This window comes from Azonexus sp. MM2026_4, from assembly GCF_055901855.1.
This window is the reverse complement of sequence record NZ_CM148380.1, coordinates 579,409-595,052: the sequence shown is the minus strand read 5'-3', so window position 1 is coordinate 595,052 and position 15,644 is coordinate 579,409. Positions and strand designations below refer to the sequence as shown.

The following is a 15,644-nucleotide window of genomic DNA, read 5'->3' as shown; positions in this document are numbered from 1 at the left end:
AAGGAGGCGCCCGCCCCGAACGGGCAAGCGCCTCCCGACGCACAGCGTCACATCGAGCAGGCCGCGGTATTGCGCGAGGTGCCGAGCGTATTGCCGGAGGTGTTGTTGCGACAGATGCTGTCCGGCATCGACACGCGCACCCCACGCTCGGCAGGAACCGCTTCCGGCGCACTCACCGCGTCACGCACGTAACCGAACTGACCGGCTTCGAACTCCTGTTCGCCCGCCGTGTTAGTCACCCGGATGCGACCTTCGGCAACGTCAACATGAACCCCCGGCGGCGGCGTCGAGCCGTCGGCCGTACGAATGTCGGCACAACTGTTGCGGCCGTCTTCCTCGGCACAATCAAGCACGCCGTAGTGCGTACCCCGAATGCCGATGGTTGCCACCTTGGTCTTCAGGATGACCTTCTCCGGACTGCGCTTGCCGAGCAGACCGCTGACCGAGCGCAGGCCGCCCTTGATCAGCGCAACCGCCGACGAATCCTCGGCCGGGCTGTTCGCCTTGTAGCGGTAACGCTCGATCATCACCGTCGTGTTCGGTTTGATCACCATTTCCCCGCCGTCGACGAACTTGATGCGCGCGTAGGAACGATCCTCCGTCTGCAGGGTATCGCCTTCATGAACTTCCGAGCGAACCGCCAGCAAACGCGTATTGCCCTGCACCGGCTTCAGCACCAGGGTGCCGGCCAGATGCGTCACATGCGCCGCGAGTTCCGATGCCGCCGCCCACTGGGCGGCACCAGCCAGACAGAGCGCGAACAGTACCTTAATTGCACTGCGAAACGCGCCGTGCAGCAAAAGCGTTCTGACCATAGTTATCATCCAGGAAAAGGAAATCGCCAGTATTGACGAGGGTGCCGCCAAATTCGTTGCTGCCACCGCCTATCGTGCCGCCCGGCAGGGTCAGCCCGGGCTGCAGCCCCGGCATCGGGTTGAAATAGCTGCCCGGCACGAAACTACCGAACGCAGTGCTCCCCCCGACTGCCGGCGGCAGCGCCGGAGCGCCGCTGCCGATCGTGCTGACCAGGGTATTTTGCTGGGCCTGGGCCTGGCTGACTGCTGCCGGATCCGGCCCGGTCTGGCAAGACTGGCCATTGATGCAGGCGCCCGGCGCAAAAACGTCGGCACCGGTCACCGAACCGCCGAACAGGTTGATCGTGCCGCCGGTGCGAACCGGCCCGGTCAGGGTCAGCGCACCGTTGTTGTTTGCCGCCAGCGAAATATTGCCAGTGCCGGTACTGGTCACGCCGAAGGTGCCGACCGTCAGCGGACTATTGGCTGCCACGCTGATGTTGCCGCTGGCCCGGATACCGGGTGCCGCGGTGCCGATGACGGTGGCGCCGAAGTTCTCGACCGCCACGTCGCCAGCGACATCGGCCGAGCGGAACTCGAAATCGCCCGGCGCCGAGAAATTGTGGTTCTGGAAGGAGAGACCGCCGCTACGAACATTCGCCGTCAGCAGCCCGACCTGGTTGTAAGCGCTGTCCAGCGCCACCCCCTGCCCGGCATCGATGGCCAGCGACGGCGCGCTGATGCCGCCGAAACCGCTGATCCGCCCGCCGACATTGAGGACGAGCTGAGTTGCGGCCTGCAGCGTGGTGTAGGACGAGATGTTCGTATTCCGGAAAGCAAAGCCAATATCCGACGAATAAATGACCGCACCCTTGCCGGCAAGCTGACCGCCACTATTGGCGATGGTTTCCGTATAACCGTTGGCACCCGGCCGAAAGGTCGTCGATTTCAGGTTGTGCATCGAGAAACCTTGCAGCCCCATCAGTCCGGATATCTGCGTCGTGCCGTCGCCACGGGCGAGACCGATGGTGACGTCGCCGGCGAAGCTCGGGTGGACGGCAGCGTTGCTTTCGGTGCTGGTTGCTCCGTAGTTGAAGGTGATATTGCCGTTCTGGCGATTGAGCACGGTTTCGAACACCGCCTTGTTGCCGGTACGGGAAAAGCGGCCAACATCCCACTTGACGGCAAGCTCGTTACCACTGGGGCGGGTGATCTGGATTGATTCGCCCTGGGACGCATTGATTTCCCAGTCGTTCCAGGCGGCGGCAATCACCGGCACCTTCAGCGCACCCAAGGCGCTGGTCGAGTCCGAATACGCGCTCACGCCGTTGGGAACATTAACTATCTCCCCTGACGGCAACTGCAACTCGGTCTCGCCGAAAGAAATCACCCCATTGCTGGAAATACAAGCTTTGTTGTAGCTGGTACCGTAAAAGCTGAACTGGTAGCCGCTCGGAAAGCGATATTCGAAATAGTCGTCGTCGACGTACTGCTCAGGCGCACCAGCCGGCAGATTGATCGCCAGATTGCCGCCAACCGTCAGCACCACCGGCCCGGCGGTCGATTTCACCAAACCGTTGAGCGTCGTGTCACCCTTCGACGTCAGGTTGATCTGGCCTTGCGTCTGCAGACTGCCGTTGATCAACATCGTGCCGGTAGTCGCTGCGTTGTTGGCGAGAGGGGCGGTGGTTCCCGAATCCGGATTCCAGCCGGCAACGAACTGAAAACCGCCGTTCCCCGTATTCACGACGTTGGCGCCGGTACGCACGGTAAGGTTATTCTCGGCCAGCAGGCTGAGCTGGTTGCCGCTGTTGAAAGTCTGACCATCGACGACATCGATGTTGCCGGCGCCGCTGGCTCCGGAACCGGTCTCGACGACCACGTTGTTCTGCCCCAACTGGCTAACGAGGTCCTCCCAGTACAGCGTGTAGGCAGCACTTTCGCTGGCACCGGCGACGGCATAGGCTGCATCGAACTGACCATCGACCGCCAGTACCGCCCGGTCGCCGCGGCTGGCGATGGTGACGTCGCTCGGATCGAGCAGCAGCGTACCGGTCTTGCCGGCCGGAGCGCGGGTATCCACCTTGGCCAGGAAAGCCAGTCGCGACTTGCCGGAAACCTCGACCAGGCCACCATCACCGCCCTGCGTGCCGCCCCGCGCGGAAATCCGCCCGGCGGCCAGCGTGGTGCCGTCCGACCAGACGACGACCTCGCCGCCATTGCCATTTTCGGTGGCGTTGGCGCGGATTTCGGCGGCGCTGGCAAAGCGCGTCCGGGTGGCATTCCTGACTTCGGAATTGCCTCCCTGATAACCGCCGCCGACCAGCACCTGGCCGCCTGCCTGCTTGCCGGAAGCGTCGAGCAGACCGGCGGCGACATCCACCTCCTCGCCCTCGACGCTGATCCGGCCGCCGCGCGTGCCGGTAGCCAGCAACTCGCCGCCATCGACCGTCGCCTTGCGGGCGGCGCGCAGGAAGATGCGCCCGCCTTCACGCTCGACCGCCGAGACGTTGACCTTGCCGCTGTTGCGGACCAAGGCGCCGACGATGCCCACCTTGCCGGAAGCCGCCAGCAGCTCGCCGACATTGCTCGCCTCGCCTGCGCCGACGACTTCGACCTTGAGGCCGGGCAAGGCGGTATCGCCGATTTCGACCCGCTCGCCGGCCGCCAGCACGATCGCCCCACCCGCCGCGGCGATGCTGCCGCTGTTGCTGACCTTCGGGGCGACCAGATACACCTGCCCGCCATCGACCGTCCGGATCGTACCGGCGTTGTTCAGGGCCGCCGCGCCTGGCGTCCGGCGGAACTTCAGTTTGCCGGCGAGGAAGTTGCTGTCGCTCAGATTCAGCGTCGACGCCACCAGCCCGGCAACATCGATCACCGCATCCCTGCCGACCAGGATGCCGGCCGGATTGATCAGGAACACCCGGCCGTTCGACTGCAACTGGCCGAGCAGCTCGGAAGGATTGTTGCCGAGCACCCGGTTGAGTACGGCGCTGCTCGCCGATGGCTGGACGAAGCGGGTCGTCTCGTTGCGACCGATCGAAAAGGTCTGCCAGTTGATGATCGCGTTGGCCGAATTGGTCACTGTCAGCACGTTGCCGCTATTGACCATCGTTGCCTGCCCGGAAACCACCTGGCCCCCGGTCGGGTTGGCGTGGGCGGCACCGAAGCAGGAAGCGATCGCCAGCGCCAGCAGATTGAACCTGAAACTGCGTGTCATGATCGTCATCTCCTCAGAACGATGCCATCAGGCTGAAATGGCCGCGCATGTCGCCGGAATCGCGAGCCTCGGCGCCCTTGATGACGCGCGCCACGTCAAACCGGGCGCTCAGGTTCTTGCCCAGCACCAGACGCATGCCGACGCCGTAACTGCTGACCGATTTCCTGGGCTGGGATTCTCCGGCCAGCAGGTTGTTGCGCCCATAGGCGCCATCGACAAAAGCCAGCAGGCGCAGGTTGTGTCCGTCCGGATTGACCGAGAGATCGGGCGTATAGAACTCGAGATTGGCGAAAGCCCCCTTGTCCCGCGCCACCTCGCGCTCCAGGAAACCGCGCACGGCCTGGCTGCCGGCCAGCCCCAACTGTTCGTAGATGACCAACGGCTGTCCGCTGTACTGGAAATTGAGCGCGCCGCGAACCTGCCAGTCGCCAGGCAAGGCGTGCAAGCGGGAAAGGCTGCCGCGCAGGATGAAGTAATCGGCTGGCGCTCCCTTGCCACCGGTGGGGCTCGGTCGCGCATCGGCAAACGCCGAACTGCCACCGTTGTGACCACCGGGCAGGTTGGCACTCAGGCCTAGGCTGTATTCAAGGACATCGCCGGCACTGACGCGCTGCCCCGAGTAAGTCAGGGTCAGCGGCTTGACGACGAGATCGGTATTGGCCGAACCGCAACCGGCCCCGCCAAAGGCGCCGAGCGAACAATTGTTGTCGTAGTCGCGGTAATCCCAGGCCAGCGAAACGCGCGAGGAAAACTCGCCGCGCCGCGGCAGGATATGGGTGTAACGGAAGCCGAAGATGCTGCCCCGCCCACTGAAGGTGAGCGGCCCGGCCGTCGTCGTCGTACTGCCGGCATCGACGTCGGAATTCGCGTAGAACACATCGACGACGCCATTCCGCTCATAGAACGGGATGCGGTAGCTGACCGAGCCGACCGCCACCTGCTGCACCTTTTCCGGAGAAATCGCCAGGGCTGCCGTCAGTACGTGATCCAGATTGAACAGGTTGGCATGCTGCACGCCGACGCTCAGACGGGTGCGCCCGGTCTGCCGGGTACCGGTGTTGTCGAGACTGCCGAAGAAACGCAGCGGATTGCTTTCCTCGACCTTGACGCGGGCATCGACGAAACCCTCCTGCTGTCCCAGGCCGAGGATGACTTCCATCTGGCGGGCCGGATTCTCGTTGCTCAACTCGACCTGCTGCGAAATTTCCCGGGTATTCGGTACCGTTCCCTCGCGCAAGCCGGGGAGCGCCCGGCGCAGGTTGGCCTCGTTGAAGTGAGTCTGCGTTTCCGGCAGTCTGACCTGGCCGACCAGGGGTTCGATCACCTCGAAACGGACCGTACCCGCCGTCAGCTCCTGCTCCGGCGCGCGCACCTGAACCGCGGCATACCCCCGCTGCCGGTACGCCAACTCAAGCGCTTCCAGCGCCCGCTGAATCTGACCGAAATCCGCCTGCTCCCCGACATAGGGCGCCAGCAAACCATCCAGCTCCCCTGCCGACAACAGGGAATTCCCCTCGACCTGAAATTTCCTGATCGGAAAAGTATCTCCGGCCTGCGCCGAAAAGGCACAGGCGAGCAGAACTCCGGCCACTGCAAATTTATATGACATACCAACCCCATGCCATTGGATTATCGCATCATCATGCCCGGAATCGGTGCATTATCAATGCTTTATGAATTACCCCGCGGGCAAAAATACTAACAGAGAGAAGTTAAGAAAAGTTAACAAATTTCCGCATCCGCAATTATCCCGGCCGACCAGTTTTGCGGGAATCCGGGTAATTCCGACGCACTCACCCAAGCTGAGCGAAGAGTGTGATAATCCGCGGCGTCAAACTTTTCTGCGAACCGCGATGACCGGATTCATTCGCCGCAAGACGCCCGCTTCGGATCTTTATCCGCTGGCCCGCAGCATCCTCTTTGCCGGGCTTGCCAAGAACGAGCTCGGCATCGTCGAAAGCATGCTGCACACCCGGCAATACCAGGCCGGCGAAATCGTCTTCGACGAAGGCGACGACGGGCAGGCACTCTACATCGTGCGCCTCGGCAACATCGCGATCCGCACCGTCACTGCCTGGGAAACGCCGGTTGCCATCCTCGGCCCCGGCAATTTCTTCGGCGAAATGGCGCTGCTCGACCAGTCGCTGCGTTCGGCGCAGGCCAGAGCGCAGACCGAGAGCACCTTGAGCGCGTTGTACCGCGGCGATTTCGAGCGCCTGCTCGAAGCCCATTCGCGGATCGCCAGCCGGCTGACCCTGCAGCTCGCCCGCCAATTGGGCGCCCGCCTGCGCGGCATGCTGGAAGACGGCGGCAACCGCTGCGGCACGCCTCGCCATGACTGACTATCGTCCCGGCCCGCTGGCCTGGCTGGCGATCATCGCCGCCAGTTGCGGGCTGCTCCTGCTGCTGCAGAAGGCCTTGTGGCTGATCGTGCCGCTGCTGCTGGCGCTGATGATGTATTACCTGCTGACGCCGCTCAAGTCGCTGCTCGTGCTGCGCGGCTTCAGCCATGCGCTGGCCGCCCTGCTGGTCGGCCTGGCGGCGCTGCTGGCCATGCTGGTTGCCGGTTTCGCGCTGGTCGCCTGGCTGTCGGCCGGCGACAGCAACTGGACCGACAATGCGCTGCGCTACGTCGAGGGCGGCCTGCGCCTGATCATCGACACCCTGGCCAGCCTGGAACAGCGCTCCGCCCTGTTCGCACGGATCGGTGGTGCGCAGGCGATGACTCATCATATCGACCTGCTCGTCGAAGGTTTTGCCGCCCGCCACCTGCCCGGCTTCCTGATGGGCGTCGCCGCCTGGGCGCCGTCGGTGCTGCTGGCCCCCTTCATCACTTATTTCATGCTGCGCGACGGCTGGCATTTCAAGCGTTTTCTCGTCAGCGCCATCCCCAACGCCTTCTTCGAACGCGGTCTCGACCTGATCGCCCAGCTCGACCACACCGCCCGCCAGTATTTCGTCGGCCTGATCGAACTCACCGTCGTCGACACCGTCGTTCTCGGCGGCGGCCTCTGGTTGCTCGGCTTCGACCACGCGCTGATGCTGGCGCTGGTGGCGGCGGTGCTGGCCTGGATTCCCTACGTCGGCTCGATCGCCGGCTGCGCCCTGGTGCTGATGGTCGCCGCCACCGATTTCGCCGGCCAGCCCGCCATTGCCTACGGCGCAGTGATTCTCTTCATTGCCGTCCGCCTGCTCGACGATTTCGTCTTCATGCCGCAGACGATCGGCCGCAGCCTGCACATGCACCCGCTGCTCAGCGTGCTGATGCTGTTTGCCGGCGGCGCCCTGGCCGGCATTACCGGCCTGATGCTGGTCCTGCCGTTGACCGGCATCTGCTACGTACTGGGTCGGGCAGCCGGGCAAATCCTTGATGACGACCGCCTGCTCGCCCGCCACCGCCTGGCCATGCGCCTGCGTCGGCGGAGCGCCGCGGACGGACTCGACGAAGCGGCCTGAGCGATGCACCGTCCGATCGCCGCCTGCCTCCTGCTGCTCGCACTGGCGACAGCCGGATCGCCGCTGGCGGCAAGCGAGGATCGCCCGCCGCAGATCGCCGGCCGCAGCCAGCAAGTGACACTGGAATTCGCCGGTGCGGTGCGCCGTTATCTGCTCTATCTGCCGAGCAGCAGCCAGGCCGCTGCGCTGCCACTGGTCGTCGCCCTGCATGGCGGCGGCGGTCACGCCGAGTTCATGGCTGACGAAGAACGCTACGGTCTGATCGGCAAGGCCGAGCGCGCCGGCTTCGCGGTCGTCTTTCCCAATGGACACAGCCGCCTGCCGCGCGGCCGGCTAGCCACCTGGAACGCCGGCGGTTGTTGCGGCAACGCGCGCGACGCCGGCAGCGACGACGTCGGTTTCATCCGCGCCGTCGTCGCCGATGTGGCGCGGCGGACGGCGATCGACCGGCAGCGGATCTTCGCCACCGGCATGTCGAACGGCGGCATGATGGCCTACCGCCTGGCCTGCGAGGCCGCCGACCTGTTCCGTGCCGTCGCCGCCGTCGCCGGTACCGAGGCGGTCGCCGATTGCCGACCGGCGCGTCCGGTGCCAATCCTGCACATCCATGCCCGCGACGACAGCCACGTGCTGTTCGATGGTGGCGCTGGCGCCGACGCCTTCCGCGACCGGCGCCAAGTCATGGATTTCGTCCCGGTTCCGGAAACGATCAGCCGCTGGGTCCGGCGCAACGGCTGCCAGCCGGCGCCGCGGCGCATCCTCGAACGTCCTGGCGCCTGGTGCGAACGCTACGCCGGCTGCCGCGAAGCGGCTGCCGTGCAGCTTTGCGTGACGGCTGAAGGCGGACACTCCTGGCCCGGTGCGGCACGTGTCCGGCGCGGCAAGGGCGAAGCGTCGCAGGCGCTGGACGCCAACGACACGATCTGGGACTTTTTCATGGAAGTCACCGGAAACCAGGGCACGCGCTCCCCCTGATCGCCGGGAACCCGTCCTGCCGACTCAACCTTCCTTGTTGCGCATGAAGTCGGCGGTGTTGAAGAAGTTGTTCAGCAGCACCTTGCGCACGTCCTCGTCGATGCCGACGTCTTCCATCGCCAGCACCATGCAGGCCACCCACTGATCGCGCTCGAGCGTACCGATGGCAAAAGGCATGTGGCGCGCACGCAAGCGCGGATGGCCGAATTCCTGGGCGAACAGGTCGGGGCCGCCGAACCAGCCGGACAGGAACTTGAACAGCTTGTCGCGCGAACCGGCCAGGCTCTCCGGGTGCATCGCGCGCAGCTCCTTGAACTGGCCGACGCTATCCATCAATTGGTAGAAACGGTCGGCAAGCCGGCCGACCGTCGCTTCGCCACCGATTTTCTCGTAGATGGTGGTCTGTTGTGCTTCCATGCTTTCTCCCTGCTTCATCGTGGTGATCTTGTCTTGCGCGCCCCGGGCTGACGGGCGCCGCCCGTTGCCTGGCGAGGCCCGGTGCCGTTACGCGTCGCCGCTGCCGGCCGCGGCGCACTGCCTTTTCTTTCCTGTGCCGGGCGGCTGCTGGCCGCCGCCTTGAGCCCGGTGCCCGCCGGCTGCCAAGCCGGCACCAGCTGTTTCTTGCCATTGCCGATCAGGTCGGCGCGGCCCATTTCCTTCAAGGCTTCGCGCAGCAAGGGCCAGTTTTCCGGATCGTGGTAGCGCAGGAAGGCCTTGTGCAGCTTGCGCTGACGCGCGCCGCGCACGGCGCCGACGACTTCCCCGCCCTGGCGATGCAGCTTCTTCAGCGGATTTCTCTCGCTGTGATACATCGTCGTCGCCAGCGCCATCGGCGTCGGCAGGAAGGTCTGCACCTGATCGAGACGGAAGTTGTTCTTCTTCAGCCACAGCGCCAGGTTGACCATGTCGGCGTCGCTCGTCCCGGGGTGGGCGGCGATGAAGTACGGGATCAGGTACTGTTCCTTGCCGGCCTCGCGCGAGAAACGGTCGAACAACTGCTTGAAGCGGTCGTAGCTGCCGATGCCTGGCTTCATCATCTTCGACAGCGGGCCTTCCTCGGTGTGTTCCGGGGCGATCTTCAGGTAGCCGCCGACGTGGTGCTGGACCAGCTCCTTGATGTACTCAGGCGAACGCACCGCCAGGTCGTAACGCAAGCCGGAACCGATCAGCACCTTCTTGACGCCCTTCAGGCTGCGCGCCCGGCGGTAGAGCGAAATCAGCGGCGCGTGGTCGGTGCCGAGGTTGTCGCAGATGTCGGGATAGACGCAGGACAGCCGCCGGCAGGCCGCTTCGATCTTCGCGTCCTTGCACTTGAGGTGGTACATGTTGGCGGTCGGCCCACCAAGGTCGGAGACGATGCCGGTGAAGCCCGGCGTCTTGTCGCGCATCTCCTCGATCTCGCGGATCACCGAATCCTCGGAGCGGCTCTGGATGATGCGTCCTTCGTGCTCGGTGATCGAGCAGAAGGTACAGCCGCCGAAACAGCCGCGCATGATGTTGACCGAGAAGCGAATCATCTCCCAGGCCGGGATCTTCGCCTCGCCGTAGGCCGGATGCGGCTGGCGGGCGTAGGGCAACTCGTAGACGGCGTCGAGTTCCTCGGTGGAAAGCGGTACCGGCGGCGGGTTCAACCAGACGTCACGCTCGCCGTGCGCCTGGCGCAGCGCGCGGGCGTTGCCCGGGTTGGATTCGAGGTGGAAGGTACGCGAAGCGTGGGCGTAGAGCACCGGATCGTCCTTGACCTGCTCGTAGGCCGGCAGGCGGACGACGGTGTGGGCACGACGTTCGCGGCGGGCGGCCAGGCGTTCGCCGCGCGGCACGATGCGCACCGTCTGGCCTTCGGTAGCTGCGTCGGCACCGGCCTTGGCCAGCTCCATCGCATAGGGGTCGGCGTGCTTGACCAGCGCTCCGGGCGCATCGACCTCGGTCGAATCCATTTCGTCCCAGTCGCCGGACGGCAACCAGTCGCGCCCGACCATGAAGGCGGTGCCGCGCAGGTCGCGGATTTCGCCGATCTTCTCGCCCTTGGCCAGACGGTGCGCCAGTTCGACGATGGCGCGTTCGGCGTTGCCGAAGACCAGCAGGTCGGCTTTGGAATCTGGCAGTACCGAGCGGCGGACCTTGTCCGACCAGTAGTCGTAGTGCGCGATACGCCGCAGGCTGGCCTCGATCGAACCGATCACCACCGGCGTTCCCGAGAAGGCTTCGCGGCAGCGCTGGGCGTAGACCGTGACGGCACGATCCGGCCGCTTGTTGGCCTCGCCATTCGGCGTATAAGCGTCGTCCGAGCGCGGCTTGCGGTCCGAGGTGTAGCGGTTGACCATGGAATCCATGTTGCCGGCGGTGACGCCGAAGAACAGGTTGGGCTTGCCGAGCTTGCGAAAATCGGCCGCCGAATTCCAGTCCGGCTGGCTGATGATGCCGACCCGGAACCCCTGGGCTTCGAGCAGGCGTCCGATCAGCGCCATGCCGAAACTCGGGTGGTCGATGTAGGCGTCGCCGGTGATCAGGACGATGTCGCAGGAATCCCAGCCGAGCTGGTCCATTTCGGCGCGCGACATCGGCAGGAAGGGCGCCGGGCCGAAACGGTGCGCCCAGAATTTGCGCCAGGAAAACAGTGGGCGCGGATCGATATTAACTGTGGTGTTGAGCATGCAATATTTTACCTAAGTCAGAGGACGGCCATGGCATACTTGACCACTAAACCAATTGCCTGAAGCTTTGCCAGCGATGATGCAACTACCCACCCGCGAACAGTCCGGCGTTCTGGTCGTCTCCGTCAGCGGTCGCATAGACCACGCGTTCAGTGAAGAGTTCACCCGTTTGCTCGAACCCCTGCTGGCCAATTGCCGGCTCGGTCAGCCGCCGCTGCTGCTCGACTTTTCCGGCGTTGCCTATATCAGCAGTGCCGGCTTGCGCGTGCTGATGATGGCGTCCCGCCAGTCGAAAGCGCAGCAGGGCAGCTTCGCCATCGCCGCGCTGACGCCGCTGGTCCAGGAAGTGTTCACGATCAGCCGTTTCAACCTCATCGTCCCCTGCTACACCACGGTGGACGCCGCCTGCAAGGTGCTTGGACAATGAAGCAGGTCATTTTTTGGGGGACCCGCGGCTCGCTGCCCACTGCGCCGACCGGGCAGGTCATCCGCGAGAAGATCAGCGCCGCGCTGATCGCCGCCAACGGGCGCAGCTTCAAGAACCGCGAGGCGCTCGAACAGTTCGTCGCCAGCCTGCCGTTTACCGTCAACAACACCTTCGGCGGCAACTCTTCGTGCGTCGAGATCGTCACCGACGGCCCCGAACACCTGATCTGCGACATGGGCAGCGGCGCCCGGCCGCTCGGCCAGAGCAAGATCGCCCGCTACGGCGTGCCCAATCCGCAGACCTACCACATCTTCATCTCGCATCTGCACTGGGACCACCTGATGGGTTTCCCGTTCTTTGCGCCGATGTACATTCCCGGCAACCGCATCATCATCCACGGTTGCCACCAGCAACTCGAGGAAGCCGTGCGCATGCAGATGCGGGCGCCCTGCTTCCCGGTCGACTATTCGCAGGCCGGCGCCAGAATCGACTTCGACCTGATGACCCCGGACCAGCCGCACTTCATCGGCGGCGTCAATGTCACGCCCAAGCTGCAGCTGCATACCGGCGACTCCTACGGCTACCGCTTCGACAGCGTGGACAAATCGGTGGTCTACAGTACCGACTCCGAGCACAAGCTCGACGACCTCGTCTCCTTCGACTGTTTCGCGCGCTTCTTCGCCAAGGCCGACCTGGTCATTTTCGACGCCATGTATTCGCTTGCCGAAGCCACCTCGGTCAAGGCCGATTGGGGGCATTCGAGCAATGTCGTCGGCGTCGAGCTGTGCCAGGCCGCCGCTGCCAAACGCCTGGCCCTCTTCCACCACGAACCGGCGCATGACGACGCCCAGCTCTTCCGCCTGTTCGAGGAATCGATCCGCTTCGAGCAGATCACCCGCGGCGACCGGCCGCCGCTGGACATCGTTTCCGCTTACGACGGCCTGACCATCAACTTGTGAGCCGGGCCACCGCCGCCCTCGTCGCCCTGCTGCGCGCCGGGCGCGGACGGCTGTTTCCCGCCCTGCTGCTCTGCATCGGCGCGGTGCTCCTGAGCAATATCGAGCGGACACCGCTGCACGCGCTGCAACTCAATCAGTTCGACCGCTATCAGCGCCTGCTGCCGCGCGAGCGGCCAAGCGAGCCGGTGATCATCGTCGGCATCGACAGCCAGAGCCTGCTTGCCCACGGCCAGTGGCCGTGGCCGCGCGACGTGCTGGGACGCCTGCTCGAACGTATCCAGGCGGGAGACCCACTTGCCGTCGGCTTCGACTTCATCTTTGCCGAAGCCGACCAGCATGCACCGGCGCTGCTCGCCCAACGCCTGCCCGGGATCGACCCCGCCCTGCTCGACCGCCTGCCCGACCCCGACCGGCAGTTCGCCGCAGTCATCGGCCGGGCGCCGAGCGTCCTCGCCACGGTCGGCCTGCCCCAGGCGCTGGCCGGCGCCAGGCTGCCGCGCCATCCGCTACCGCAAATCGCCGTCGAACCGGGCGCCGACCGCCAGCTACCGCGCTTTGCCAGCGCCCTGTCCAGCCGCCCGGAACTGCAGGCGGCGGCGGGCGGCGAAGGCTTCATCAACGCCATGCCGGATGCCCAGAGCGGCGGCCACGACCGCGGCATCCTGCGCCGCGTGCCGACGCTGGCGCTGATCGACGAACAACCCTATCTCTCGCTACCGCTCGAGATGGTCAGACAGGCACTGGGCGGCGGCGCCGTCGCCATCGAAGCCGGCGGCAACGGCATGGCGGCACTCCGCCTCGGCGACTACCGGCTGCCCACCCAGGCCAACGGCGCACTGCTGCTGCATTTCGGGCGCGCCAGTTCGCATTACTACCTGTCGGCAGCCGACGTCCTGGCCGGCAAACACCCACCGGAAACCTTCGCCGGCCGGCTGGTGATCGTCGGCTTCAACAGCATCGGCCTCCAGGACCGCATCATCACGCCGCTCGGCGACAGCCTGCCCGGCGCCGACGTACACGTCCAGGTCATCGAGAGCCTGCTCGCCGGCGAAGCCCTGCGCCGGCCGGGCTGGATGCCGATGCTCGAACTGGCCGCCCTGCTCGCCGGCGGCCTGCTGCTGATCGGCACCGTGCCGGCCTTGCGGCCGCGCTACGCGGTGCTGGGTTTCACCGCCGTCGGCGGCAGCCTGCTGCTCGCCGGCCATCTTGCCTTCTTCAGCGGACGCTGGCTGGTCGACGGCAACACGCCGGTCCTGCTCCTCGGCCCGGTGTTCATGGCCCTGCTCGGCAATACCCTGATCCGCGCCGACGACCGACGCCAGGCGGCGGAACGGCAATTGCAGGCGAGTCGCGAACAGGCGGCGCGCATCGCCGGCGAACTCGACAGCGCACGGCGTATCCAGATGGGGCTGCTGCCCGACCCCGAACGCCTGTTCGCCGACGAACGACGCTTCGCCCTGGCCGCCATCCTGGAACCGGCGCAGGCGGTCGGCGGCGACTACTACGACTGCTTCATGCTCGATGCGCGCCGCCTCTGCATCGCCATCGGCGACGTTTCCGGCAAGGGCGTTCCCGCCAGCCTGTTCATGGCCATCTCGAAAACCCTGGGCAATACGCTGACCCGCCGCCACGACGATCTCGGCGCCGCGATCCGCGACCTCGAACACGAACTCGACCGCAACAACACGGCGCTGCTCTTCGTCACCGCCTTCATCGCCATTCTCGACACCGACGACGGCCGACTGGATTACGTCTGCGCCGGCCACGACGCGCCGATCATCAAGCGCAACGGCGAACTCCTGCCGCTGCCGACGGCGGAAATCTCAGGCCCGCCGCTCTGCGCGCTGGGCGATTATCCCTATGCCAGCGGCAGCCTCCGGCTGCAGCCGGGCGACCTGCTCTGCCTGTTCACCGACGGCGTCAGCGAGGCCACCCACGCCGGCCAGTTGTTCGGTCGTGGCGGTCTGGAAGCCTGCCTGGCCAGTGCACAATCGAGCGAACCCGGTATCGTCTGCCGGCAGATCCGCGACCGCGTCCGCCAGTTCGAAGCCGGCGAACCCGCCGCCGACGACCTGACCCTGCTGGTGCTGCGCTGGAACGGCCCGCCGCTCAGCGGATGCTGATCTCGACCCGGCGGTTGCGTGGCTCGTCGACTTCGTCGGCGGTCGGCACCAGCAATTCGCGTTCGCCGCGCCCGGCGACTTCCAGCTTCTCCGACGGCACCCCTTCGGCCACCAACTGGTCGCGTATCACCTCGGCGCGTTGCCGCGACAGCGGATCGTTCTCGGCCGGCGAGCCGACGCGGTCGGTATGGCCGATGACCATGACCTCGACCGCCGGCCGTTCGGCGATTTCCCGCTTGACGCCGACGAAGGCCTGCGCCGACGCCGGGGTCATCGTATCGGTACCGGTCTCGAAATAGACCGTGTAGCTGGTCGGCCGTGGCGGCAGGGCGCGCAGGGTCTCGCCATAGCGCACTTCAACCTGGGCAGCCTCGGTCACGGTCGGCCGGTTGATACCCAGGCGGCGGGCAGTCGCCGCATAAGGCTGCTCTAGAACGCGTTCGCCGCTGGCATCGCGGACGATCACCTTGCCCGGGCTGCCGTCCGCCGACGGCAGCAGGACCACGCGCTCGCTGGCGCAGGCGCCGAGCAACAGGCAAAGGACGACGAACGGCAGCGTCTTACTCATCGCTGCCTCCGATCACTTCGACCAGGAATTCGGTACCGCGCACGCCGAGCACCGAGGTCGGCGTATGGAAATCGACCGACTCCGGCGTCCGCTTGGCGATCTTGCCGGACGCCACCGACAGCGTCCCCTTGCGGATACCGACCGACATCCCGCCTTCCAGCGTAGAACTGTTGAAGGCGAACTTCTCGATGACGATCAGCGAATTCGGCCCCGCCGAAAGCAGCGTGTTGTCGCGCAAGGTGACACCGAGCGCACCATCGGCGCCGGTACGCAAGCGATCGGTCGCCAGCACCGGCGTCCCCACCGTCGCCGGCAGGCGCTCGCCGGCCCGTTCGATCGCCGCCTCGCCCCGGCTGATCTTGACCATGCCGGCGACTTCCGCCGCCGACGCCGCAGCGCAGGCCAGAAAAGCGACCATGAAAGCCAGCGCCCGATGTGCTCTAATCATCATCCCAAGCTCCTTCC

The 15,644-nt window shown here is 65.6% G+C and carries 13 protein-coding genes; 6 read left to right on the top strand and 7 right to left on the bottom strand.

Annotated elements, in window-relative coordinates; genetic code table 11:
- Positions 1 to 47 precede the first annotated feature (47 nt).
- From AC0KWY_RS02585 to AC0KWY_RS02575, 3 genes are read right to left on the bottom strand one after another with little or no spacing between them, the layout of a single operon-like run.
- A complete protein-coding gene (locus AC0KWY_RS02585; protein ID WP_474028096.1) occupies positions 48 to 815 on the bottom strand; it encodes a FecR family protein in 768 nt (255 codons plus the stop codon).
- Entirely contained in the window at positions 769 to 4,017 is a 3,249-nt protein-coding gene (locus AC0KWY_RS02580; protein ID WP_474028095.1) for a two-partner secretion domain-containing protein, read from the bottom strand. The genes AC0KWY_RS02585 and AC0KWY_RS02580 overlap by 47 nt, the downstream gene beginning before the upstream one ends.
- 13 nt (positions 4,018 to 4,030) lie before the next feature.
- Positions 4,031 to 5,518: a ShlB/FhaC/HecB family hemolysin secretion/activation protein gene (locus tag AC0KWY_RS02575; protein ID WP_474028094.1), complete on the bottom strand. Its 1,488-nt coding sequence runs from the start codon at positions 5,516 to 5,518 to the stop codon at positions 4,031 to 4,033.
- A 352-nt stretch (positions 5,519 to 5,870) separates the two neighbouring features.
- Between AC0KWY_RS02575 and AC0KWY_RS02570 the strand changes: the two genes are divergently transcribed.
- The 3 genes from AC0KWY_RS02570 to AC0KWY_RS02560 are packed head-to-tail and all read left to right on the top strand — an operon-like array spanning position 5,871 to position 8,448.
- Positions 5,871 to 6,359, top strand: coding sequence for a cyclic nucleotide-binding domain-containing protein (locus tag AC0KWY_RS02570; protein ID WP_474028093.1), 489 nt, complete (start codon positions 5,871 to 5,873; stop codon positions 6,357 to 6,359).
- Positions 6,352 to 7,473, top strand: a complete 1,122-nt coding sequence (locus AC0KWY_RS02565; protein ID WP_474028092.1) for an AI-2E family transporter — start codon at positions 6,352 to 6,354, stop codon at positions 7,471 to 7,473. The genes AC0KWY_RS02570 and AC0KWY_RS02565 overlap by 8 nt, the downstream gene beginning before the upstream one ends.
- A 3-nt stretch (positions 7,474 to 7,476) precedes the next feature.
- Positions 7,477 to 8,448, top strand: a complete 972-nt coding sequence (locus AC0KWY_RS02560; RefSeq protein ID WP_474028091.1) for an extracellular catalytic domain type 1 short-chain-length polyhydroxyalkanoate depolymerase — start codon at positions 7,477 to 7,479, stop codon at positions 8,446 to 8,448.
- 24 nt (positions 8,449 to 8,472) lie between these two features.
- Here the strand turns inward: AC0KWY_RS02560 and AC0KWY_RS02555 are convergent, their stop codons facing one another.
- Positions 8,473 to 8,865, bottom strand: a complete 393-nt coding sequence (locus AC0KWY_RS02555; protein WP_474028090.1) for a group II truncated hemoglobin — start codon at positions 8,863 to 8,865, stop codon at positions 8,473 to 8,475.
- A 14-nt stretch (positions 8,866 to 8,879) separates the two neighbouring features.
- Positions 8,880 to 11,009 (bottom strand): YgiQ family radical SAM protein, encoded by a 2,130-nt coding sequence (locus tag AC0KWY_RS02550; RefSeq protein ID WP_474029694.1) that lies wholly within the window; start codon positions 11,007 to 11,009, stop codon positions 8,880 to 8,882.
- 169 nt (positions 11,010 to 11,178) lie between these two features.
- On the opposite strand from AC0KWY_RS02550, the gene AC0KWY_RS02545 reads away from it, so the two are divergent.
- Genes AC0KWY_RS02545 through AC0KWY_RS02535 form a run of 3 tightly spaced genes read left to right on the top strand, consistent with a single transcriptional unit; the run spans position 11,179 to position 14,611 of the window.
- Positions 11,179 to 11,529, top strand: coding sequence for an STAS domain-containing protein (locus AC0KWY_RS02545; RefSeq protein ID WP_474028089.1), 351 nt, complete (start codon positions 11,179 to 11,181; stop codon positions 11,527 to 11,529).
- Entirely contained in the window at positions 11,526 to 12,488 is a 963-nt protein-coding gene (locus AC0KWY_RS02540; RefSeq protein WP_474028088.1) for an MBL fold metallo-hydrolase, read from the top strand. The genes AC0KWY_RS02545 and AC0KWY_RS02540 overlap by 4 nt, the downstream gene beginning before the upstream one ends.
- Positions 12,485 to 14,611 carry a CHASE2 domain-containing protein gene (locus AC0KWY_RS02535; RefSeq protein WP_474028087.1) on the top strand — a complete coding sequence of 709 codons (2,127 nt, stop codon included), beginning with the start codon at positions 12,485 to 12,487 and terminating at the stop codon, positions 14,609 to 14,611. The genes AC0KWY_RS02540 and AC0KWY_RS02535 overlap by 4 nt, the downstream gene beginning before the upstream one ends.
- On the opposite strand, the gene AC0KWY_RS02530 is transcribed toward AC0KWY_RS02535, so the two are convergent.
- Together AC0KWY_RS02530 and AC0KWY_RS02525 are read right to left on the bottom strand one after the other, a co-directional pair.
- Positions 14,598 to 15,179, bottom strand: a complete 582-nt coding sequence (locus AC0KWY_RS02530; RefSeq protein ID WP_474028086.1) for an OmpA family protein — start codon at positions 15,177 to 15,179, stop codon at positions 14,598 to 14,600. The genes AC0KWY_RS02535 and AC0KWY_RS02530 overlap by 14 nt on opposite strands.
- Entirely contained in the window at positions 15,172 to 15,630 is a 459-nt protein-coding gene (locus AC0KWY_RS02525) for a FecR family protein (RefSeq protein WP_474028085.1), read from the bottom strand. The genes AC0KWY_RS02530 and AC0KWY_RS02525 overlap by 8 nt, the downstream gene beginning before the upstream one ends.
- Positions 15,631 to 15,644: the final 14 nt, after the last annotated feature.

Bases quoted from the DNA above. Each gene is read 5' to 3' on its own strand.
- AC0KWY_RS02570 (WP_474028093.1), top strand. From the start codon at position 5,871: ATGACCGGATTCATTCGCCGCAAGACGCCCGCTTCGGATCTTTATCCG.
- AC0KWY_RS02525 (WP_474028085.1), bottom strand. From the start codon at position 15,630: ATGATGATTAGAGCACATCGGGCGCTGGCTTTCATGGTCGCTTTTCTG.
- AC0KWY_RS02550 (WP_474029694.1), bottom strand. From the start codon at position 11,009: ATGTCGCGCGCCGAAATGGACCAGCTCGGCTGGGATTCCTGCGACATC.
- AC0KWY_RS02545 (WP_474028089.1), top strand. From the start codon at position 11,179: ATGATGCAACTACCCACCCGCGAACAGTCCGGCGTTCTGGTCGTCTCC.
- AC0KWY_RS02585 (WP_474028096.1), bottom strand. From the start codon at position 815: ATGGTCAGAACGCTTTTGCTGCACGGCGCGTTTCGCAGTGCAATTAAG.
- AC0KWY_RS02565 (WP_474028092.1), top strand. From the start codon at position 6,352: ATGACTGACTATCGTCCCGGCCCGCTGGCCTGGCTGGCGATCATCGCC.
- AC0KWY_RS02555 (WP_474028090.1), bottom strand. From the start codon at position 8,865: ATGGAAGCACAACAGACCACCATCTACGAGAAAATCGGTGGCGAAGCG.
- AC0KWY_RS02580 (WP_474028095.1), bottom strand. From the start codon at position 4,017: ATGACACGCAGTTTCAGGTTCAATCTGCTGGCGCTGGCGATCGCTTCC.
- AC0KWY_RS02530 (WP_474028086.1), bottom strand. From the start codon at position 15,179: ATGAGTAAGACGCTGCCGTTCGTCGTCCTTTGCCTGTTGCTCGGCGCC.
- AC0KWY_RS02560 (WP_474028091.1), top strand. From the start codon at position 7,477: ATGCACCGTCCGATCGCCGCCTGCCTCCTGCTGCTCGCACTGGCGACA.
- AC0KWY_RS02540 (WP_474028088.1), top strand. From the start codon at position 11,526: ATGAAGCAGGTCATTTTTTGGGGGACCCGCGGCTCGCTGCCCACTGCG.